The 20,088-nt window shown below is 40.4% G+C and carries 22 protein-coding genes and 5 tRNA genes; 16 read left to right on the top strand and 11 right to left on the bottom strand.

Annotated elements, in window-relative coordinates; all coding sequences use genetic code 11:
* Window positions 1-29 precede the first annotated feature (29 nt).
* Entirely contained in the window at window positions 30-1,364 is a 1,335-nt protein-coding gene (locus FR932_RS03505) for an ABC1 kinase family protein (protein ID WP_019439905.1), read from the top strand.
* 113 nt (window positions 1,365-1,477) lie between these two features.
* Window positions 1,478-1,969, top strand: a complete 492-nt coding sequence (locus FR932_RS03500; protein WP_019439904.1) for an FtsZ/tubulin family protein — start codon at window positions 1,478-1,480, stop codon at window positions 1,967-1,969.
* Window positions 1,970-2,072: 103 nt separating this feature from the next.
* Here FR932_RS03500 and FR932_RS03495 read toward each other — a convergent pair whose 3' ends face one another.
* The 8 genes from FR932_RS03495 to FR932_RS03460 form a co-directional block, all read right to left on the bottom strand.
* Window positions 2,073-3,509 carry a YfcC family protein gene (locus tag FR932_RS03495; protein ID WP_019439903.1) on the bottom strand — a complete coding sequence of 479 codons (1,437 nt, stop codon included), beginning with the start codon at window positions 3,507-3,509 and terminating at the stop codon, window positions 2,073-2,075.
* A 219-nt stretch (window positions 3,510-3,728) separates the two neighbouring features.
* Complete coding sequence (locus FR932_RS03490; protein ID WP_019439902.1) at window positions 3,729-4,064, bottom strand: hypothetical protein; 336 nt, start codon at window positions 4,062-4,064, stop codon at window positions 3,729-3,731.
* 306 nt (window positions 4,065-4,370) lie between these two features.
* Window positions 4,371-4,447 (bottom strand) — tRNA-Pro (locus tag FR932_RS03485).
* A 4-nt stretch (window positions 4,448-4,451) separates the two neighbouring features.
* A tRNA-Leu gene (locus FR932_RS03480) sits at window positions 4,452-4,536 on the bottom strand.
* Window positions 4,537-4,607: 71 nt separating this feature from the next.
* Window positions 4,608-4,683: transfer RNA gene (locus FR932_RS03475), tRNA-His, on the bottom strand.
* Window positions 4,684-4,746: 63 nt separating this feature from the next.
* Window positions 4,747-4,823: transfer RNA gene (locus FR932_RS03470), tRNA-Arg, on the bottom strand.
* Window position 4,824: 1 nt separating this feature from the next.
* Window positions 4,825-4,901 (bottom strand) — tRNA-Pro (locus FR932_RS03465).
* 198 nt (window positions 4,902-5,099) lie between these two features.
* Window positions 5,100-5,633: a hypothetical protein gene (locus FR932_RS03460; RefSeq protein WP_019441007.1), complete on the bottom strand. Its 534-nt coding sequence runs from the start codon at window positions 5,631-5,633 to the stop codon at window positions 5,100-5,102.
* Between the two features lie 196 nt (window positions 5,634-5,829).
* Between FR932_RS03460 and FR932_RS03455 the strand changes: the two genes are divergently transcribed.
* From FR932_RS03455 to FR932_RS03405, 11 genes are all read left to right on the top strand, one after another.
* On the top strand, window positions 5,830-6,438 hold the full coding sequence (locus tag FR932_RS03455; RefSeq protein WP_019441006.1) for an LON peptidase substrate-binding domain-containing protein: 609 nt from the start codon (window positions 5,830-5,832) through the stop codon (window positions 6,436-6,438).
* A gap of 163 nt (window positions 6,439-6,601) precedes the next feature.
* Window positions 6,602-7,168 carry a sigma-70 family RNA polymerase sigma factor gene (locus FR932_RS03450; protein ID WP_019441005.1) on the top strand — a complete coding sequence of 189 codons (567 nt, stop codon included), beginning with the start codon at window positions 6,602-6,604 and terminating at the stop codon, window positions 7,166-7,168.
* Entirely contained in the window at window positions 7,165-7,842 is a 678-nt protein-coding gene (locus tag FR932_RS03445; RefSeq protein WP_019441004.1) for a ChrR family anti-sigma-E factor, read from the top strand. The genes FR932_RS03450 and FR932_RS03445 overlap by 4 nt, the downstream gene beginning before the upstream one ends.
* Before the next feature lie 259 nt (window positions 7,843-8,101).
* Window positions 8,102-8,566: a nuclear transport factor 2 family protein gene (locus FR932_RS03440; RefSeq protein ID WP_019441003.1), complete on the top strand. Its 465-nt coding sequence runs from the start codon at window positions 8,102-8,104 to the stop codon at window positions 8,564-8,566.
* A 28-nt stretch (window positions 8,567-8,594) separates the two neighbouring features.
* Window positions 8,595-9,314 (top strand): SDR family NAD(P)-dependent oxidoreductase, encoded by a 720-nt coding sequence (locus FR932_RS03435; protein WP_019441002.1) that lies wholly within the window; start codon window positions 8,595-8,597, stop codon window positions 9,312-9,314.
* A 57-nt stretch (window positions 9,315-9,371) separates the two neighbouring features.
* Window positions 9,372-10,640: an NAD(P)/FAD-dependent oxidoreductase gene (locus FR932_RS03430; protein ID WP_019441001.1), complete on the top strand. Its 1,269-nt coding sequence runs from the start codon at window positions 9,372-9,374 to the stop codon at window positions 10,638-10,640.
* Window positions 10,637-11,440 carry a DUF1365 domain-containing protein gene (locus tag FR932_RS03425; protein WP_026032107.1) on the top strand — a complete coding sequence of 268 codons (804 nt, stop codon included), beginning with the start codon at window positions 10,637-10,639 and terminating at the stop codon, window positions 11,438-11,440. Before FR932_RS03430 ends, FR932_RS03425 begins: the two co-directional genes overlap by 4 nt.
* A 2-nt stretch (window positions 11,441-11,442) precedes the next feature.
* Window positions 11,443-12,741, top strand: a complete 1,299-nt coding sequence (locus FR932_RS03420; protein WP_019440999.1) for an SAM-dependent methyltransferase — start codon at window positions 11,443-11,445, stop codon at window positions 12,739-12,741.
* A gap of 59 nt (window positions 12,742-12,800) precedes the next feature.
* Window positions 12,801-13,343, top strand: a complete 543-nt coding sequence (locus tag FR932_RS03415) for a DUF2878 domain-containing protein (RefSeq protein ID WP_019440998.1) — start codon at window positions 12,801-12,803, stop codon at window positions 13,341-13,343.
* Between the two features lie 24 nt (window positions 13,344-13,367).
* Window positions 13,368-13,907: a chalcone isomerase family protein gene (locus FR932_RS03410; protein ID WP_019628932.1), complete on the top strand. Its 540-nt coding sequence runs from the start codon at window positions 13,368-13,370 to the stop codon at window positions 13,905-13,907.
* Window positions 13,904-14,491 carry a DUF3833 domain-containing protein gene (locus tag FR932_RS03405; RefSeq protein ID WP_019440996.1) on the top strand — a complete coding sequence of 196 codons (588 nt, stop codon included), beginning with the start codon at window positions 13,904-13,906 and terminating at the stop codon, window positions 14,489-14,491. The genes FR932_RS03410 and FR932_RS03405 overlap by 4 nt, the downstream gene beginning before the upstream one ends.
* 124 nt (window positions 14,492-14,615) lie before the next feature.
* On the opposite strand, the gene FR932_RS03400 is transcribed toward FR932_RS03405, so the two are convergent.
* Entirely contained in the window at window positions 14,616-15,212 is a 597-nt protein-coding gene (locus tag FR932_RS03400) for an NUDIX domain-containing protein (protein ID WP_019440995.1), read from the bottom strand.
* Between the two features lie 154 nt (window positions 15,213-15,366).
* Between FR932_RS03400 and folD the strand changes: the two genes are divergently transcribed.
* Window positions 15,367-16,224, top strand: a complete 858-nt coding sequence (gene folD / locus FR932_RS03395; RefSeq protein ID WP_019440994.1) for a bifunctional methylenetetrahydrofolate dehydrogenase/methenyltetrahydrofolate cyclohydrolase FolD — start codon at window positions 15,367-15,369, stop codon at window positions 16,222-16,224.
* A gap of 242 nt (window positions 16,225-16,466) precedes the next feature.
* Here folD and FR932_RS03390 read toward each other — a convergent pair whose 3' ends face one another.
* Window positions 16,467-16,937: an FKBP-type peptidyl-prolyl cis-trans isomerase gene (locus FR932_RS03390; RefSeq protein ID WP_019440993.1), complete on the bottom strand. Its 471-nt coding sequence runs from the start codon at window positions 16,935-16,937 to the stop codon at window positions 16,467-16,469.
* Window positions 16,938-17,058: 121 nt separating this feature from the next.
* On the bottom strand, window positions 17,059-18,456 hold the full coding sequence (gene cysS / locus FR932_RS03385) for a cysteine--tRNA ligase (protein WP_019440992.1): 1,398 nt from the start codon (window positions 18,454-18,456) through the stop codon (window positions 17,059-17,061).
* 246 nt (window positions 18,457-18,702) lie between these two features.
* On the opposite strand from cysS, the gene FR932_RS03380 reads away from it, so the two are divergent.
* Window positions 18,703-19,200 carry a peptidylprolyl isomerase gene (locus FR932_RS03380; protein WP_019440991.1) on the top strand — a complete coding sequence of 166 codons (498 nt, stop codon included), beginning with the start codon at window positions 18,703-18,705 and terminating at the stop codon, window positions 19,198-19,200.
* A gap of 78 nt (window positions 19,201-19,278) precedes the next feature.
* On the top strand, window positions 19,279-20,013 hold the full coding sequence (locus FR932_RS03375; protein WP_019440990.1) for a UDP-2,3-diacylglucosamine diphosphatase: 735 nt from the start codon (window positions 19,279-19,281) through the stop codon (window positions 20,011-20,013).
* Window positions 20,014-20,088 lie beyond the last annotated feature (75 nt).

Genomic DNA, 20,088 nt, shown 5'->3' with positions numbered 1-20,088 from the left:
GTGCATCCATCTTAGGTAGCGAGTAGACAATGGCAAAATATATAGGTAAAAGAGTACCGACCTCTAAGCTTTCTCGAATTTCTAAATTGGGCAGTTTAGCAGTGCAAGTCGCTGGTAATGTTGCCTTAGAGGGGGCAAAACAGTTTTCTCAAGGAAAAAGACCAACACTATCAAAACTGCTATTAACACCTCGAAATATTGAAAATCTCGCCGATAAACTCGCCCAATTACGGGGCGCTGCAATGAAGGTCGGGCAGTTGTTATCGATGGACGCTGGTGATTTATTGCCAAAAGAACTCAGCATCTTACTCAGTAAGCTACGCTCTGACGCACACCCAATGCCATATAAACAGCTTCAGCGAGTATTAACAGATAACTGGGGACAAGATTGGCTCGATCAATTTAGTCAATTTGAATTAAAACCCTTCGCCTCAGCTTCCATAGGCCAAGTACATTTAGCCTATGGCGAGTATGGTGAAAAACTGGCCGTAAAAGTACAATACCCAGGAGTGCGTCAATCAATCGATGCTGATGTCGACAATGTCGCGACCCTGTTAAAATTATCAGGATTATTGCCAGAACAAATTTCGTTAGATTCCTTACTTGATGAAGCAAAAAAACAACTCAAAGTGGAAGCCGATTACCAGCAAGAAGCCGCCTTTAATCAGCGTTATAGTTTATTACTTGAGCAAGACCCACACTTTATCACTCCTGAAGTCCGACTTGACCAGTGTACTGAGAATATTCTAATAATGACTTACGTCGACGGCAGAACCATAGACCAAGCTTTTAATCAATCACAGCAACAGAGAGACAATATAGCAACTCAACTTATTAGATTGTTTTTTAAAGAGTTATTTGATTTTAAACTGATGCAAACCGATCCTAACTTCGCTAATTATTTATACCAATGTCAACAAGACAAAATTGTTTTACTTGATTTTGGTGCCACCCGAGATATCCCCCCAGCAATTAGCCGAGGCTACCTTGCTTTAATTTATGCTGCGAGTAAAAGCGATCGCCCAGCGATGCAACAAGCAGCAGAGAACATAGGATTTTTTGGTCAAAACATCGATAACGACTATCTACAGCAGGTTTTAAGCACATTTATAATCGCAACAGAACCTTTGCAATGTCAGGGTGAATATGATTTTGCTAGTACTGATTTAGCTTATCGCATTAAACAAGCAGGCATGGCAATAAATAACAGGCAAGACCAATGGCACACACCACCCGTTGACGCCATTTTTATTCACCGTAAGCTAGCAGGGTTATACTTATTGGCAGCGAAATTAAACGCCAAAGTGAATGTGTCGGCTTTATTCAAGCCTTACATTGAACATGTTGAGCAAGCGCATAGTTAAGAAGTCGATTTACAGCCCATACCACTAGGTTTAGTGATTGATTTTATTAAGTTTAGCTTCCTTTGTGCAGCTGAATTACCGCACTAAAAAATACCATTAGCGCGTTAATTGATATGTTAACCACCACAGGTTTCATCAATGTTGATTTAAATGATTTTGGCAAGATCATGAACCAAAAAGGTGATGCGATTTTAGGCATAGGCCGCAATGATAGCGCAGATGGTATTGAAGATGCCGTTGAGCAAGCGCTGAAAAATCCCTTGTATAAAAATATTGATATCAGCAAAGCGCAAGGTGCCATCATACAAGTCAATTGTAAGGAAGAGAACACCCTAGCTGAATATAATAAGATCACCGGCCTAGTGAATAACATGCTAGATGACCAAGCATTAATGATTTGCGGGATTGCTAAAAATGCACAGCTTGATTGTTATTTCGAAGTACTGGTTATCGGTACCGGTTTAGCTGTCTCAGAACATGAGTCTGCAGTGCAACTAACGTCTGACGATATCGCCAGAACGCCTAACAATGTTGCAGAAATAAAACCGCAAGTAAAACATGAATACCTCAACATCCCCGCGTTCATTCGTAATAAAGGCGCGTAGCTTAGAGGCTAAAACTAAAAAAGCCTGCTCAATTCATCAATGTGAATAAAGCAGGCTTTCATCATCTAAATCAGACCCCTTTTAAACTAGGAAATAGTTTTTACTAAAAAGGCCCTAACTCAATATACTGCGCAATAACAACCGCGATCAACATAGACACAGTCCAGAACAAGAACAAGGGTAAGAAGAACTGCACCCACTTTGTATAAGGTACTTTGGCTAATGCTAATACCGCTAACAAACCGCCATTAGTTGGATAGATATAATTTGAAATACCATCACCAAGTTGTGAAGCAAGGGCTGCTACTTGACGGGTAATACCAGCGATATCAGCCAATGGCACAATGATCGGCATAGTAATCACCGCTTGGCCACTGCCCGATGGGATAAACAAGTTAATCACACTTTGGGCAATATAGATTGAACCCGCAGCCAGTAGCTTATTACTTTGTGAAATGAAGCCCGCTAAGAAGTGAATGATGGTATCAACAATTTGCGCATCTTCCATGACCACTAATACCGAACGCGCGAAGAAGATGATCAATACTGCTACCATCACATCCGCACAACCTTTAGTCCAGGATTCACAAATTTGATTCGGTGATAAACCGCCTACTAAACCCGGTAAAATAGCCATCGCCACAAATGTCGCTGCGATCTCAGTGAAACCAAAGCTCATCTTTAACGTACCGAAGATCATGAAACCGAATAACGCTAAAAAGGTAATGCCGCCGAGCTTTTCTCTGAATGATAACGCTTTGATCTCACCAGATTCTTCCACTTGGTAATTCATACCATGTAATAAGCTCTTGCTTGGGTCTTGTTTTACTTTGTTGGCATAACGTAGAACAAACACCATCGCCGTAACTAGCATGAATACCGCACAGATAGCGCGATACCACATACCTGAATATAACGGTAATTCAGCAATGCTATGGGCAATACCAGTGAAGAACGGATTGGCTAATGCCGCAGCAAAACCGGCACAACTCGCTAGCAGAACAACGCCTAGCGCTGTCATGGCATCATAACCAAGGCGAATACAGATAGGGATCATCAAGGTGATAAAAATCACATCCAGTTCACGCATACCCGTAAATGTGACGTTTAACGCGATCGCGATCATCACTACAGGGGCAATAACCACTAGACCCTTATCTTTTAGCTTATCGGTTAATGCGAACACTGAGGCGTCTAACAGACCCATATGTTTGATAACACCAAAGGCACCACCCACAAAGAATACTACGCCCATGACGCCAGATGCCGCTTTAAAGCCTTTATAAAATGATTCAAAGAAGCTAAAAATAGTCGCAGGATTATTTTCTAGCAGGGTATAAGATGCAGGGTCAATGACAGTGCGACCATCAACGACAATACGCGTGAACTCGCCTGCAGGCACAAAATAAGTTGCGAATGCCGCAATAATAATCATCACAACCAGTGATAAGAACGGATGATTAACTTCTTGTTTCAGGTCTTTTTTAAGCTCTTTTTTTAGTTCAGAATCGTTACCTTGAGGCAGGATTATTTCTTTCATGGATAGCCTTTTATTATTCATTCAGTGAGTCATAAACAATAAAAATAACGACAACGGCAGCTAATCCATGCACTCAACGTTATAATCATTTTTATTGCTTTGTTGGAATAAAAAAAGCATTGATTAACGCGATGTTAATCAATGCTTTATCTGATAATAAATTGTAGGTTCAAGTGATTAACGACTATTAGTTAAAAATAAAACCTACATTATTAACAATTACAGTGCAGCGGCTTCTACTTCAGCTACAAGCGCGTTGATTTGCGCGATAGTGTCTTTTAGTTCAGCGCGGAAATCATCAGCAACCGTTGTCGCAGGCAGTGCTAGGTAAATTTCTAACTGTACAACTAACAATTTTAATAACGCAGAATAAGTCGCTGTGTTTTGCTCTTCTTCTAACGCTAGCAATGCAATGTTGATCGCAAAGTGTTTTGTTTCAGGTTGCTCGCTTTTAGCTAGATGCTTGTTTACTTTCGTTTCTGCGTAATCAACAAATTGTAATTTAGTGTCGATGTCGTTGTTTAGCTTTTCTAAAAATTGGGTATTGTCAGTCATAATAGTTTAATCCTTGATAAATAGGCTTTATACCAATCACGATAAATAGCTGATCATTCTTTCTGGTTAAAACCGACACTAACTACGTTGTTAATTTTGCAATTAGAATAACTAGTTACGGCAATTAACGTCTTGTTATTGTCAATTTTTCCTGCGAAATAATTGATCACATATTTAACGCAACTGGTATTATTTGAACTGCTGACTTAAACCAATGAACTCAGCAACTTTTAAAAAACAGTATAACGAAAAAAGCCTGCTCAATGAGCAGGCTTTTTTCAATTCCAATTACTTGGAAAAAATAATTGGTCGGTGATAGAGGATTCGAACCTCTGACCCCCTGGTCCCAAACCAGGTGCGCTACCAAGCTGCGCTAATCACCGAACATGGTGCGGAAGGAGAGACTTGAACTCTCACACCTTGCGATACTAGAACCTAAATCTAGCGCGTCTACCAATTCCGCCACTTCCGCACTAACTTACAACTTATCAGCAGGTAATACTGACAAGGGTCGATAACGTCACCTTAGTGAGTTATCAAATATGGGGCGACTGAAGGGGATTGAACCCTCGACAACCGGAATCACAATCCGGGGCTCTACCAACTGAGCTACAACCGCCACAAACTTTTACATCAACCCGTTTTGGTAAACGAATTAACTCTCTACTTTACGTAGATAATATGGTGACCCCTATAGGATTCGAACCTATGGCCTACGGCTTAGAAGGCCGTTGCTCTATCCAACTGAGCTAAGGAGTCGTGGTCGGTGATAGAGGATTCGAACCTCTGACCCCCTGGTCCCAAACCAGGTGCGCTACCAAGCTGCGCTAATCACCGAACTGTTGAAGACAGTGCCTGTCAACGAGGAAGGATATTACAGAGTTGCTCCGTTGCCGTCAAACTTTTTTAATACTGTGATCCAATCTGCTCATTAGTTATACGACAAATGTAATAAACACCTCAATATGTAGAATTTAACTGCAAAACTGTGATTGTTTACTGTTTTCATTCAGTTATTGAGCCGTTTAATCAATTTCATTCGAGTTTATCCAATACTGAACGCAGGTTATTTAACGCCCCAACAGAAAAGCCACGATCATAGAAATAAACAATTTCATTATTACTGTTTAGCAAGATGATACGGGCGTTGTTCGGGTTTTCGTTCCCCGTGTATTGCTGCATTTTTTCACCATCGTCATACAAGGTAATCACCCCACCCCATAGCTCCTTCGGTATTCCCCGACGCATGCCATTATTAATCATTGAACTAAACATTTTTGGAAACATGCCTTGAATAGCAGGTAATTCATAAATATCGACCAATGTGCTTGTCATGTCTAAACCAATTAACCAGCGGTCGATATCAAACTGGGTATCTTGTTTATATCCCACCAGCAATAGCGTGGTTTTATTGCCAAACAAGGCTGGCATAGATACATCTTGCTTTTCTAAGGTTTGCCCAGAAAAAGCAGGCAATGTTTGCCCCACTAAAGATTGGTTCGTGTAGCTAGACGAGCAGCCTGCTAATAATGTGGTTAATACGATAAGGAGCCACTTTAATTTATTCATGTTCACCTGCTTATAGTTACGTGGTTATTGCGAGTAAGTTATTATTGGTAAGTCATTGTATAAATAGTAATACGGCTAATTTATAACTTCGATCACTTTATTGATGCATTATTTACACATTATCTTCATGTTAAAATGATCGATCACACCCGCCCCCTCGTATTGCCCAGTGTGAAATTAATTCGAGGACACATTTATGATGTTAGCAATCTTCCCCTTACCTATCGTGTTACTTCCCGGTGGCGTAACGCGCTTAAATATATTTGAACCCAAATATATTCGCCTAGTCACAGAGTCTTATCGAGATGGCGGGTTTGCTTTGTTACCTTATAAACAATCAACATCTTATATAAGCCATACCAACGCTAAAAGCAGTATTGCCGCTTGGGTCGAGATAATTGACTTTAATACATCAACAGATGACTTGCTCTGCATCGATATCAAAGCAAAAAAATTAATTGAAATCACCTCGGTCGAATCTGAGGCTGATGGCCTGCTCAGAGGCTCTTTTCACGCACTTCAACATTGGCCAGACAAATACGAACTGAGTAAAACAGCACAAAATAATAAAGAAAATAAAAAATTAATGTCTGTCTTAAACACAATTTTTGCGGAGCACCAACACTTAGCCGCACTTTACCCCCACGCTAATGAGCAAGATTTACCTTGGGTCTGCGCGCGCTTTATCGAGCTATTACCTTTAGATATTAAAGATAAAATTAACTTTATGGCGCCAGAAAGCTTTGAACAATGCTTAGCCTTCTTGCATACTACAATTAATGGACATCATAATGCGCCTGCCTGACTTGTTGAAATAAAAAGTGATTGAAATAAAGTGATCGATGTAATCAATCAGCACGTATCAATCTTTAACACAGCATAGCGACATTATATGAAGGATCCAGATGATAAATCCTATCAGTATAAGTAATTCACCTCAGGTCAATTACGTAACTAGAAAGTCCATTATGGAAGATGACGACACACAAGACCTAAGCATATGCTTAGTCAAAATAGGTAATGCCCGAGATAAAGTCGCCTTTGCAACTTTGTTCAAATGGTTTGCACCTAAAATAATCCGCTTTGGTATTAAAACATTCAATAATGAAGCCAGTGCCAAAGAATTGTTGCAAGAAACAATGACCAAGGTATGGAAAAAAGCCCACACCTACGATGAAACCAAAGGTAAAGCCAGTACTTGGGTTTATACCGTAATGCGTAATGTGTCTTTTGATATGCTCAGAAAGATCCAATCTAATAAAGAAGATACCATCAGTGATGATATCTGGCCGATGCTCGACAGCGATGAGAATAATAATGAAGAAGCCTATCCTGATCATCTGATGAGCCGTACTATGTCCGACCATGTGGAGCAACTACCCGACAATCAGCAACAGGTAATTAAAGGTGTGTACTTCAATGAGCTCTCGCAAGAACAGCTTGCTAAGCAGCTTGATATTCCAGTCGGTACCGTCAAATCAAGATTACGTTTAGCACTCGCTAAGCTAAAACAGTATATCGGAGAAGATTCATGATTAAATATCATCCTAGCCATGAGTTACTCGATACCTTTGTTACGGGTCAGCTACCAGCCTCGTTTAGTGCTGCTATCGCGATGCATGTTGAGCTATGCGATACCTGCCGCAACAAGGTCGCACAGTTAGAGTCAAAGCATGCAAATAATACCTTCAACACACCTGTGCATGACGAGTGCGCTTTAACCGCTGATATGTTATTTAACGATTGGGAAATGGACAGCTTAATTAACGCTATTACAGACGACAGTGAAAGCATTGATATAGCAGTAACAATGCCACAATCCATCAGTTTTAATAACACCGAATACCAGTTACCTCGCGCATTACAACATATCGCCTTAGGTAAGCAGCTTAGCGTCGGCAAGTTAACACGCTCTCGATTGGAGCTGAATGAAGGGGACATACACACAAGTTTGCTGCATATCCAAGCTGGCGGCCTGATCCCTAACCATACACATAAAGGCAGCGAGTTGACTCTGTTACTTGAAGGCAGTTTTGAAGATGAAATGGGGACGTACAATAAAGGCGACTTTATTCTGCTTGATAGTGCTCATACTCACAGCCCTATGACTAAGCATGGTTGCCTGTGTTACACCGTTGTTGATAGTCCACTGAGATTCACCGAAGGTGTGGCTAAAATACTTAATCCACTGGGTAACTTTATTTATTAGCAGTGATGGCAGTTTATTGATAAACAATTGATAACTGTCACTCATTTTATATGCATCTTGTTATTTTCTTCACTAAAATAGTATTTGTTACGCACATTTTTTGGCATCAAGCTGTATTTTCAAGCAGGCAGTCTTTTTCATAAGTAATCGTCTTTTTCATAAAATAATTATGATCCTTTCTTAACCTCCAAGCGTATTAAAGACATGACAATTATTAACATACCTTATTCAAATAGCTTAATCATTAGATGGAATTGACATGATAAATACCGCACTAAATGATACGACGTTGGAACAAGATAACAGCCTGTGGCTCAGTCACTTTATTGATGTCTATACACGTTTAAATAAAACAAACTTACACTCGCTGAAAAAAGTTTATCACCATGATATTAAGTTTCAAGATCCCTTGCATGAAGTTGCAGGTATTGCCAACCTAGTCAGTTATTTTGAAAACCTTTACACCAACTTAGCCAGTTGTACATTCGATATAACCCACCAAGTACTCAATGATACAGAAGCCGCTATTTATTGGGATATGACCTACATACACCCGAAATTAAATCGTGGTAAGGCAATCACAGTTTCAGGTCATTCACACCTTAAAGCACTTGACGATAAAGTGATTTACCATCGCGATTATCTCGATGTAGGGGCTATGTTGTACGAACATGTGCCAGTCTTGGGGCACGCGGTGCGTTATTTAAAAAATAATATTGCATAACGGTTTACTGGATAAGGAGCATTAAATAATGAAATCAGTATTAATTACAGGTGCATCGTCAGGGATTGGTAAAGCGTTAGCGACTCATTACGCCGACAAGGGTTATCAGGTTTTTGCTGGCGGTCGTAATCTACAACGCCTTAACAAGCTCAGCGCTGCTTATGACAACATCACGCCCTTAATTTGTGATGTCACCTGTAAAGAAAGCATCAAACAAGCCAGTTTAAACTTACCACCCTTAGATATAATGATCCTCAATGCTGGTGATTGTGAATACATTGATGATGCGAAAGATTTTGATGGTGATCTATTTGCCCGTATCATCACCACAAATTTAATCTCTGTGGGCTACTGCCTGCAAGCATGGTTAAAATTAATCAAGTCAGGCGGCAAGCTAGCGCTAACCAGTTCTAGCGCGGCTTTTTTACCCCTGCCCCGCGCAGAAGCTTACGGAGCCTCAAAAGCAGGTCTTACTTATCTAGCAAAAACATTAAGCATAGATTTAAAAGCGCACAACATTCATGTTTCCGTCATTCATCCTGGATTTGTTGATACACCATTAACCCAAAAAAATACCTTTGTGATGCCCCAAATTATCACCGCTGAACAGGCCGCTCGTTATATCGCTTTAGGGCTGGATAACAATAAAGTTGAAATTAACTTTCCACGTTATTTTATTTGGATCATGAAAGTGATACGCCTATTCCCTTTTTCGTTATGGCAGAAAATAGCCTTGAGAATGTCATAAATGCATTTTTATCAACATATCAGCGTCTACAGATATCCAGCACAAGGAAGTTAAATAATGAAAAAAAATATTGCAATTATCGGTACCGGTATCTCTGGACTCACCAGCGCTTATTTATTAAATCAGCAGCATGATGTCACTGTGTTTGAAAAAAATGATTACATTGGCGGCCATACCGCAACCAAAGACATTCATTACGATGGCCAAGATTATGCTATTGATACCGGTTTTATCGTCTGTAATAACAAAACCTACCCGTATTTTTTAAAATTACTCAAGCAGCTCAATGTACCATTACAAGACACTGAAATGAGCTTTAGCGTATTCAACAAGAATAATAATTTGGAATACAACGGTTGTGATTTAAATGGTTTATTTTCCCAACGCCGTAATCTGTTTAATTTTAAATTTTGGCGGTTAATCGCAGAAATATTGAATTTTAATAAACGCTGTAAAGCTCATTATCATGCTGATGATATTGATGATGAGCACACATTAGGGGCTTTTTTAACTGAGAACGGGTTTTCAGATTACTTTTGTCAAAATTATATTTTGCCTATGGGCGCAGCGATTTGGTCCACCAGCTTAAACGAAATGAAGGACTTTCAACTTAAGTTTTTTGTGCGTTTTTTCTTTAACCATGGCTTGTTAAATATCCAAGACCGACCACAATGGTATGTGATCCCAGGTGGTTCGCGAGAGTATATCACGCCATTGATTGCTTCCTTCAAAGACAAGATCCAGCTTAACAGTAATATAGCCCGTGTCATACGTACCGCAACCCATGTAACGATACAATTGGCAGATGGCAGCGAGCAGTTGTTTGATGAAGTGGTGTTTGCTTGTCACTCCGATCAAGCACTCGCCTTACTCGCCGACCCTTCAGAACAAGAAACCGCTATTTTGGGCGCGATTCCTTATAGCCGTAATGAAGTGGTGCTACACACCGATATTAATATTTTACCGCGAAATATTCGCTCATGGGCAAGCTGGAATTATTTACTCAGTGCAGATAAACAAGCGCAGCTCAGCAAACCATCGTGTGTGACTTATAACATGAATATACTGCAAGGCATTGAATCAAAACATACATTCTGTGTGACTTTGAATCAAACCGAGCAGATAGAACCACAAAAGATCATTCAGAAATTTGTCTATCATCACCCCGTGTTTAACCATCTAAGCCTGGCAGCACAACAGCGCCGCACAGAAATTTGTGGTCAGAACCGCACTCATTTTACCGGTGCTTACTGGCATCATGGCTTCCATGAAGACGGCGTCAACAGCGCTGTCATAGTAGCGCAGCGCTTTGGTATTCAGCTATGACAGCTAGGCCCCGTTATAGCCCCCATCACAGCGGTCTTTACCAAGGATCCGTCACCCACCGTCGCTTTAGCCCACGGAAAAACAGCTTTACCTATCAAATAGCCATGTTAGGTATAGATCTTGATGAGCTCGACGGTGTCATTAATCAGCATTGGTTATTGGGCAAACATTGGTTTAATCCGATCCGTTTTTTTGAAAAAGATTATCTAAAAAATGATCCAGGTACGCTGCGTCAACGTATAGAAAATAAAGTAGCCAAACTGGGTGGTGATTGGGATGGTTCTAGGGTGTTGATGTTAGTGCAATGTCGCTGCTTGGGGATCTACTTTAGTCCAATCAATTTATACTATTGTTTTGAGCAATCTGGAGACTGTAAATACATGTTGGCGGAAGTCAGTAATACCCCATGGAATCAACGTCATTACTATTTGGTTGATATGCAATCGAGTGCGCTAACGCCAAAAGAATTTCATGTGTCGCCGTTCATGACATTGGACATGAAATACCGCTGGCGGTTAACCACACCGGGACAGAAAATAAAAGTCAACATCGATAATATTGGCTTGAATCGCATTGATTCACACAGTACTGATTTAAGCAATACCAATTTAAAAAACAATAAGCTATTTGATGTGGCGATGCGTTTAGACAAAACAAAAATAACCACAATTGCACTCGGTAAGGGCTGGCTCACATTGCCATTTAGTATTATTAAGGTGCTATGCCTTATTTACTGGCAAGCTCTTAAATTAGTGGCGAAGCGCATCCCTTTTATCCCTTATCAAAAGCACGGAGAATAATAATGACAACAACTCAAAACTTAGATTTAGAACCAACATCGAGTACTAAACGTGCGAATGAAAAGACCAAATTAAGCTGGTTTAATAATAAATGTCGATCACTCGTGTTATCAACATTAGATAAAATGGAAGATGCTTGCCTGCAAATTGAAGAGCATGGCAATATTATCGAGCTAGGCAACCCTAACGCCAGCCTTAAGGGGACTATGATTGTCCACGACCCTTCGTTATATATTGACTTTGTTCGTGGTGGCAGTGTCGGCGCATCTGAAGGTTATCTAACCGAAAAATGGTCAAGTCCAGACTTAACGGCGGTTATTCGTGTTTGTGCGCGTAGCCAACGAACCCTCGATGACATTGAAAATAATGGCAGCTTGCTTAATAAGATCAAAGATAAATTCTTGCATTATCAAAACAGCAATACCCAAGCTGGCTCAAAGAAAAATATTGTTGCACATTATGATCTTGGTAATGATTTATATACCCGCTTTTTAGACCCTGAAATGATGTACTCATGCGCTATATACTCACCGCAGTACAGCACCTTAGAGCAAGCACAAATATTAAAATTAAAAACCATTTGCGACAAACTTAATTTAAAACCTTCAGACACTCTGATTGAAATCGGCACTGGCTGGGGCGCATTAGCAATATATGCAGCGAGTAATTATGGCTGTAAAGTCACCACAACAACCATTTCAGAAGAACAATTTAGCTATGCCCAAGCGCGAATAAAATCACTTAAACTCGACGATAAGATCACCCTGCTTAAACAAGATTACCGATTGCTGGAAGGCACTTACGATAAATTGGTTTCTATTGAAATGATTGAAGCGGTTGGCCATGCATTTATGCCGAGCTTTTTTGAGAAATGTAATAGCTTACTCAAACCTAATGGCAAGATGCTGATTCAAGCCATTACCATCGCCGACCAACGTTATGATAGCTACCGACAGAACATTGATTTTATCCAAAAGTACATCTTCCCCGGTGGTTGCCTCCCTTCTGTGTCAGTGATGAGTCAGCATATTGCTAAATCAACCGACATGATGATTGATAACATTGAAGATATAGGCTTGCATTACGCCCGCACTTTAAATGATTGGCGCGTTAAATTTGATGAAAACTGGGCCGATATCCAATCCTTTGGTTACGATGATGCATTTAAACGTCTATGGCATTACTACTTTGGCTATTGTGAAGGTGCGTTTATTGAACGTGTGATTAGCACCCATCATATTGTCGCTAGAAAACCACTGAATAAGGAACATGAAGATGAAATCATTCTTAGCTACATCTAATATCAATATCGAGTTGAATAAAATATTACACAAGGTGTTAAATAGCTTGAACACCATCGATGACACAAACAGGACCAGCTAAAATGAGCTTGATCCATCGCTATTTTAACGTTATCAATTTTGCTATCTATCAAGCAGCATTACTACTGGCACTGTTTTATCAGCATAGCGCCGTTAATTTGATGTTGGTGCTTCTGTTAATGCACTTTCTGCTTAGTCCAAGTCGACAGCAAGATATGCGATTTATGCTACTTGCATTAATCGGCGCAACTGTAGATCAAGTCTTAGTTGCCATCAACGTGCTCGCGGTTGATAACGGTATTATTCCATTTTATCTGGTATTGCTCTGGTGTGCATTAGCCCTCACGTTTAATCACAGTTTACGCTGGATAACAACGCTAAGGCCTTTTTACATCATGCTGACAGGATTTATTTCGGGTCCACTTAGTTATTATGCGGCGTTAAAAACGGGGGCGTTAGAAACACATATATCGACAGCAAGCTACGTGGTGACTTACGCTCTTGTGTGGCTAGTATTGTTACCACTACTAAGTCATTTAGCCCAAGTCATCACGTATGACCATCGAATTAGTCATGAATAGAATGAATCAGGAATAGGAGCACACATGAGTAGAATGACCCTAACGACATGCCTGATAGCGTTATTATTACAGCTATTTATCCCCTTACGTTTATCAGCCATGCCGTTACTCGACGACATGTATAAACATGGTGAAGGCGAGATGAGCTTTCTGTTTTGGACTTTATATAAAGCCGAGCTATATTCAGGCCAAGCAGATTTTGATATCAAGCGTTACCCACAAGCGTTAAAAATAACCTACCTACGTGATATATCCCAACAAGACTTGATTGAAGCAACGCAAAAACAGTGGCAAGAACTGGGGTTAAACTTACCTGATGAAGAGAAATGGCTTAAGGCGCTGGCGACAATATGGCCGGATGTTAACGAAGGTGATGTCATCACACTCATTGTTGATAAACAGCAAAACAGTCATTTTTATTTATCTAATAACAAGAGTAACGCTATCAACACACTCGGTCGCTTAGATAACCCCGCTTTTGGCTCATCATTTCTCGCCATTTGGTTATCAACAGATACATCCCGACCAGAATTACGCTCGCAGCTAATAGGATACAAACAATGATATATCTCGCCCAGATACTCGGAAAAATAAAATCGCTAACCCTAAAATCAGTGACTTTTCCGCTGACTATCCTGCCGCTATTAGCACTGCCCTTAATAGCTTCTTGTAGTTCTCCGACACTGGATGATTATCAACAAACAACCCCCGTATTCGCATTTGATAGCTTCTTTGATGGTGACCTTATAGCTTATGGTATTGTGTTTAATCGAAACGGTAATATGACTCGCCGATTTCATGTAGAGTTGAGCGCTTCATGGCAAGGCGAACAGGGCACAATTAAAGAATGGTTCACCTTTGATGATGGTGAAAAATCAACACGTATTTGGAACATAACCAAAAAATCAGCTAATTTATATGAAGGTACAGCGAGTGATGTGATCGGCATTGCTAAAGGCAGAACCCAAGGGGCCGCGCTACATTGGCAGTATGAACTCATGATCAACGTAGATGGGTCTGATTATGAAGTTGCACTGGATGATTGGATGTACTTATTAGATGAAAAGCGTTTATTCAACAAAACAGATATTGTGAAATTTGGGGTAAAGGTGGGTGAGATAAACCTCGTCATCGAGAAGATAAATTAATCGACACGCGCTAAGCATCTGAACAAAATACCTGAGCAAAGCTCCCCTTAATACAAAAGCCATACGATGGATTAGCATGGCTTTTTACATTTTCTGACTTCCAATCAAGCGACTGAAATAACAATTATGCAGTTAAATGATCAACAACCGTTTCAGACCATGATTCCAAGTTTAGTTTTGCAAGTTCATCCGCAGCTAAAAAACCAGCAAGGTTCAATGCATCTTCTTTACTGGTAATAACCAAGTCCGCATGTACTTCAGCCACCAATACGATACCTAAATGCACTTCATCAACTGGTGTTACATCTTTAGATAAATAACCAATTGTCGTCATACCCAAAAAGTCAGCTTCTGTTAAGCCTAACTCTTCGTGTAATTCACGATACATACCAGTGCGTAATGTATCTGTTAACTGGAATACACCTTTGTCATCATACACAGCGTCAACGGCGTCAACATGACCACCAATACCAATACTGAATAAGTTATGTAGACGTGATTCACCACCCGATTTGGCACGTTCATAAGCTAAATACTTATCGCCCTGCTTTACCACAACATACGGAATAAGCTGACGAAATTGAGGATTCGTCTCTAACAGCGCACGCTGCATAATAACAACGTCTTTACTTTCGATATTAACAGTTTCGCTGTCAATTAAACGGATTGAGGGTGCTGCTACGTCTGCAAAAACGGAAATGATATGCTCTTGGTGTTTCACTGTTATCTACCTAAGTAATTCAAAGCATCTTTATAACTAAATAGCCTCACTTTGTCACTCTAATTAGATGATTTTTTATTTTAAGAATTGCTGACAAAGTCACATTTTAGTGCGAAAATAGCGCAACTTTCTAACCAAGAGATTAAACAACTCAATGACTGCTCAAATCATTAATGGAAAAAATATTTCTCAGCAAGTTCGCCAGAAAGTTGCTGAAGAAGTGGCTACGCGTACTGCACAAGGATTACGCGCCCCGGGTCTTGCTGTGATTTTAGTGGGTGCCGATCCGGCATCACAAGTATATGTTGGGAGCAAACGTCGTGCCTGTGAAGAAGTAGGCTTCGTTTCTAAATCTTTTGATCTTGAAAAAGATAGCTCACAAGAAGCGTTATTAGCGTTGATTGATGAGTTAAACGCAGATACCACGATTGACGGAATATTAGTGCAACTGCCTTTACCAGACCATATTGATACAACGATGGTATTAGAACATATCCGCCCAGATAAAGACGTTGATGGTTTCCACCCTTACAACGTAGGTCGTTTATCACAACGTATTCCTGCATTACGTCCTTGTACACCAAAAGGTATTATTACGCTACTTGAATCAACAGGTGTTGACCTTCATGGTCTAAATGCTGTGGTGGTTGGCGCGTCTAATATTGTTGGTCGCCCAATGACGCTTGAATTATTACTAGCAGGTTGTACAACAACGACATGTCATCGCTTCACTATCGATCTAGAAGAACATGTACGCCGTGCTGATTTAGTGGTGGTTGCGGTGGGTCGCCCTAACTTTATTCCAGGTGAATGGATCAAGAAAGGCGCGATGGTTGTCGATGTGGGTATTAACCGTTTAGAAAATGGCAAACTTGTTGGTGATGTTGGCTTTGAAGTAGCAAAAGAAAACGCTGCTTTCATTACCCCTGTACCAGGTGGCGTTGGTCCAATGACAGTTGCAAGCTTGATTGAAAATACGCTGATCTCTTGTCGCGATTACCACTCGAAGTAATCGTTAAGCAATAAGTTACGCTTACAGTAAAAATAGATAATAAAAAGCCGCATTACCTTTAGGTCATGCGGCTTTTTTGTAAGCTAAATTCAAGCCACTATAATTCATAGAGTATTCGTTGAAGCAAGCCTGCTGTGGCTGACAGGGGTGTCAGCCTCAAGCCCCCAAGGATGGGTTTACGGCGTACAGAGCGTCTTCAACCAATACGCCTATCAAGCCGGCATTATTTAAAGCTTAACTTTTTACTTAAAACTTAAAAGCTCTACTTCAAAAATCAGGGTTGAACCGGCTTGGATTGAACCAGCGCCACGGTTGCCATACGCTAAGCGGCTTGGAATAAAGAAACGACGTTTCTCACCCACAACCATCAACTGCACACCTTCAGTCCAACCTGGGATAACTTGGTTCAAACCAAATGTAATCGGCTCGCCACGTTGTACAGAGCTATCAAACACGCTGCCGTCTAATAATGTACCGTGATAATGCACTGTTACTTTAGAGCGACCCGTTGGGTGTTCAGTACCAGTACCTTCCGTTAGTACCACAGATTGTAAACCTGAAGCTGTTGCTTCAACGCCTTCTTTTTCTAAGTTTGCTGCTAAAAACAGTTTTCCCGCTTCAATATTTTCAGCTGCCTGCTTGTTACCACCCATACGTTGCATAACAAAGAAAATTAACGCACAACCTATAATAACCGAAATAATTTTAAACATGATAAATCCCTATCTCATAAAAAATGCCAATAACCGCAGAGATTGAACTCGAGTTATTAGCATTCAAGTTAATTTAATTCTTGTTGACGACCTAGCTTAAAAATAATTTTCGACGCCAACTTTACTTACGACGCCAACTAGTACCGTTCGCGCCATCTTCTAAAACAATACCCAATGCATTCAACTTGTCACGCGCGTCATCCGCCATGCCCCAATCTTTGCTTGCACGTGCATCATTACGTTGTTTAATTAGCGCTTCGATGACTGCCACTTCATCATCTTCACCCGCATCACCTTGCAAGAAAGCTTCAGGTGCTTGTGAAAGGAGACCAAGTACATCACCAAATGCAACTAACTGCGCCGCTAATTCACCTGCACGTTTTGCATCAGTATCTTTAATACGGTTAATTTCTTTTGCTAGTTCAAACAACACAGGGAAGGCTTCAGGTGTATTGAAGTCATCATCCATTGCTGCTTTAAATGTTTCAACGTACGCTTCACAACCCGGTATAACACCGTCTACAGCCACATCAGCAATTGTTACATCACGTAATGCTGTATACAGACGCTCTAAGCTTGAACGCGCTTGCTTTAAGTTATCTTCAGAGTAGTTTAACTGGCTACGGTAATGCCCTGAAAGTAGGAAATAACGTACCGACTCACCATCGTATTCTTCTAATACATCACGGATAGTGAAGAAGTTGTTCAGTGACTTCGACATTTTAACTTTGTCGATTTGTACCATACCCGAATGCATCCACGTATTAACGTACTCACCGTTGTGTGCACAGCATGATTGTGCCACTTCATTTTCATGATGTGGGAACATTAAATCTGAACCACCGCCGTGAATATCAAACACTTCACCCAGTAGCTTGTTGTTCATTGCTGAACATTCAATGTGCCAACCAGGACGGCCTTCACCCCATGGAGATACCCAACTAGGTTCACCTGGTTTAGCCATTTTCCATAATACGAAATCCATTGGATTCCGTTTGTTTGATTCAACTTCAACACGCGCACCCGCTTGTAGCATGTCTAAGTCTTGACCACTTAATTTACCGTAGTCAGCAAATGTCTTCACTTCAAACAATACATCGCCACTGCTCGCAACATAGGCATGACCTTTAGCAACTAACTTTTCAATAATTTCGATAATATCAGGCATGTGACCTGTTACCGTCGGTTCGATATCTGGGCGGATCATATGCAGCGCATCAAAATCGTCATGCATTGCTTTGGTAAAACGCGTTGTTAACTGGTCGCAAGTTTCACCGTTTTCGTTAGCACGTTTAATGATCTTGTCATCAACGTCAGTAATGTTACGAATAAATTTAACGGCATAACCGCGATGGCGAAGGTAACGCACCACAGTATCAAACGCGACAAAAGTACGACCATGACCAATGTGACAGTAATCGTAAATAGTCACGCCACATACGTACATACCGATTTCACCTTCGGTAATAGGCTTGAATTGTTCTTTTTGGCGAGTCAGGGTGTTGTAAATCTTCAGCATCGAATAATGATCCTTGCGCAAACAGTAAAATGCAATTAATTGACTGATTTTACCATTCGCACTAATGATTACTAGCTTTGCAGCAGCATAAAACCACGAAATTTAGCTCAACAACTAAAAAAGTGTATAAATCAGCCAAATGAAAGGATATTTATAGTCGCAGACCTTGCTTGTTGAGGTTAAGGCTTTTCGATCGCGGGGCTTTAGGATAGAATTTAGCAGTTAATTAACCAAAGGATCATTAAAATGATAACTCTACATACAGATTTCGGTGACATCAAAATCGCACTTAACTTTGAAAGTGCACCAAAAACAGCAGCTAACTTCCTAGAGTACGCAAAAAGCGGTTTCTATGAAGGTACTATCTTTCACCGTGTAATCGATGGTTTCATGGTTCAAGGTGGCGGCATGCTTCCAGGTATGGAAGAGAAACGTTCAAATGCATGTATCGAAAATGAAGCAGACAACGGTCTGTCGAATAAATTAGGTACATTAGCAATGGCACGTACTTCTGATCCGCATTCAGCAAGTTCACAATTCTTCATCAACGTAAAAGACAACAACTTCCTAGACTTCTCAAGCAAGACGTCACAAGGTTGGGGTTACTGTGTGTTTGCTGAAGTTGTTGAAGGCATGGACGTAGTTGAGAAAATGAAAAAAGTTGCTACAGGCAACAAACGTGGCCACGGTGACGTGCCACTAGAAGATATCGTAATTACTAAAGTAACTGTAGAAGAAGCTTAATCGCTCACTCAGTTGACTAAAATAAATACACTGCTTCGGTAGTGTATTTTTTTATTCACGACAAGGAAGCACACCAACATGACTACTTTATTTATTTCAGATCTACACCTTGATGACCGTCGCCCGCAAATTACCGAGTTGTTTTTGCATTTTCTTGCTACCGAGGCACGCCAAGCTGACGCACTCTATATTTTAGGCGATCTATTTGAATTTTGGTCTGGTGATGATATTAGCAATCCCCTTAATGACAGTGTGCAAGATGGACTTAAAGCTTTAACTGCAAGCGGTGTAAAATGTTTCTTAGTCAAAGGCAACAGAGACTTCTTAGTAAGCAAACGCTTTGCTAAACGAACTGGCATGACAATTCTTGGTGATTACACTGCGATAAATCTCGATGGTCAGAATGTATTAATTGCCCACGGTGATACTTTTTGTACCCTCGATGAAAAATACCAAGCATTTAGAACTGCGGTTAATATTCCATGGCGTCAAAAGCTATTTACTGCACTGCCAATCTTCGTGCGAGAAGCCATTGCCGATAAAATACGCGGTAAGAGCAAAGCCGGCAACCAACAAAAAAGCATGAACATTATGGATGTCACTGAATCAGAAGTGATCAATAAAATGCTTGAATTTAAATGCGATACATTAATCCACGGTCATACGCATAAACCTAACATACATGACGTCGCCCTTTCTGCTAACAAACAAGGTAAACGTATTGTGCTTGGTGATTGGTTTGATCAAGGCAGTGTATTAGTATGGAATGAAGGTAAGTATGATTTGCAGCAACGTGCGTTTTTAACTAAATAAAGCCACATTATTTACAACGTATAGCGATATTCATCATCGTGTCGCACATCAATAATTAAGATCAAAAAAAGGAGC

The organism is Moritella marina ATCC 15381 (genome assembly GCF_008931805.1).
Classification (GTDB): Bacteria; Pseudomonadota; Gammaproteobacteria; order Enterobacterales; family Moritellaceae; genus Moritella; species Moritella marina.
Note: the sequence above shows the minus strand (reverse complement) of the source record. Positions and strands in the feature narration are given on the sequence as shown.

Excerpts from the sequence above, each read along its gene's own strand:
- FR932_RS03505 (WP_019439905.1), top strand. The coding sequence starts at position 30 with ATGGCAAAATATATAGGTAAAAGAGTACCGACCTCTAAGCTTTCTCGA.
- FR932_RS03500 (WP_019439904.1), top strand. The coding sequence starts at position 1,478 with ATGTTAACCACCACAGGTTTCATCAATGTTGATTTAAATGATTTTGGC.
- FR932_RS03495 (WP_019439903.1), bottom strand. The coding sequence starts at position 3,509 with ATGAAAGAAATAATCCTGCCTCAAGGTAACGATTCTGAACTAAAAAAA.
- FR932_RS03490 (WP_019439902.1), bottom strand. The coding sequence starts at position 4,064 with ATGACTGACAATACCCAATTTTTAGAAAAGCTAAACAACGACATCGAC.
- FR932_RS03460 (WP_019441007.1), bottom strand. The coding sequence starts at position 5,633 with ATGAATAAATTAAAGTGGCTCCTTATCGTATTAACCACATTATTAGCA.
- FR932_RS03455 (WP_019441006.1), top strand. The coding sequence starts at position 5,830 with ATGATGTTAGCAATCTTCCCCTTACCTATCGTGTTACTTCCCGGTGGC.
- FR932_RS03450 (WP_019441005.1), top strand. The coding sequence starts at position 6,602 with ATGGAAGATGACGACACACAAGACCTAAGCATATGCTTAGTCAAAATA.
- FR932_RS03445 (WP_019441004.1), top strand. The coding sequence starts at position 7,165 with ATGATTAAATATCATCCTAGCCATGAGTTACTCGATACCTTTGTTACG.
- FR932_RS03440 (WP_019441003.1), top strand. The coding sequence starts at position 8,102 with ATGATAAATACCGCACTAAATGATACGACGTTGGAACAAGATAACAGC.
- FR932_RS03435 (WP_019441002.1), top strand. The coding sequence starts at position 8,595 with ATGAAATCAGTATTAATTACAGGTGCATCGTCAGGGATTGGTAAAGCG.
- FR932_RS03430 (WP_019441001.1), top strand. The coding sequence starts at position 9,372 with ATGAAAAAAAATATTGCAATTATCGGTACCGGTATCTCTGGACTCACC.
- FR932_RS03425 (WP_026032107.1), top strand. The coding sequence starts at position 10,637 with ATGACAGCTAGGCCCCGTTATAGCCCCCATCACAGCGGTCTTTACCAA.
- FR932_RS03420 (WP_019440999.1), top strand. The coding sequence starts at position 11,443 with ATGACAACAACTCAAAACTTAGATTTAGAACCAACATCGAGTACTAAA.
- FR932_RS03415 (WP_019440998.1), top strand. The coding sequence starts at position 12,801 with ATGACACAAACAGGACCAGCTAAAATGAGCTTGATCCATCGCTATTTT.
- FR932_RS03410 (WP_019628932.1), top strand. The coding sequence starts at position 13,368 with ATGAGTAGAATGACCCTAACGACATGCCTGATAGCGTTATTATTACAG.
- FR932_RS03405 (WP_019440996.1), top strand. The coding sequence starts at position 13,904 with ATGATATATCTCGCCCAGATACTCGGAAAAATAAAATCGCTAACCCTA.
- folD (WP_019440994.1), top strand. The coding sequence starts at position 15,367 with ATGACTGCTCAAATCATTAATGGAAAAAATATTTCTCAGCAAGTTCGC.
- FR932_RS03390 (WP_019440993.1), bottom strand. The coding sequence starts at position 16,937 with ATGTTTAAAATTATTTCGGTTATTATAGGTTGTGCGTTAATTTTCTTT.
- cysS (WP_019440992.1), bottom strand. The coding sequence starts at position 18,456 with ATGCTGAAGATTTACAACACCCTGACTCGCCAAAAAGAACAATTCAAG.
- FR932_RS03380 (WP_019440991.1), top strand. The coding sequence starts at position 18,703 with ATGATAACTCTACATACAGATTTCGGTGACATCAAAATCGCACTTAAC.
- FR932_RS03375 (WP_019440990.1), top strand. The coding sequence starts at position 19,279 with ATGACTACTTTATTTATTTCAGATCTACACCTTGATGACCGTCGCCCG.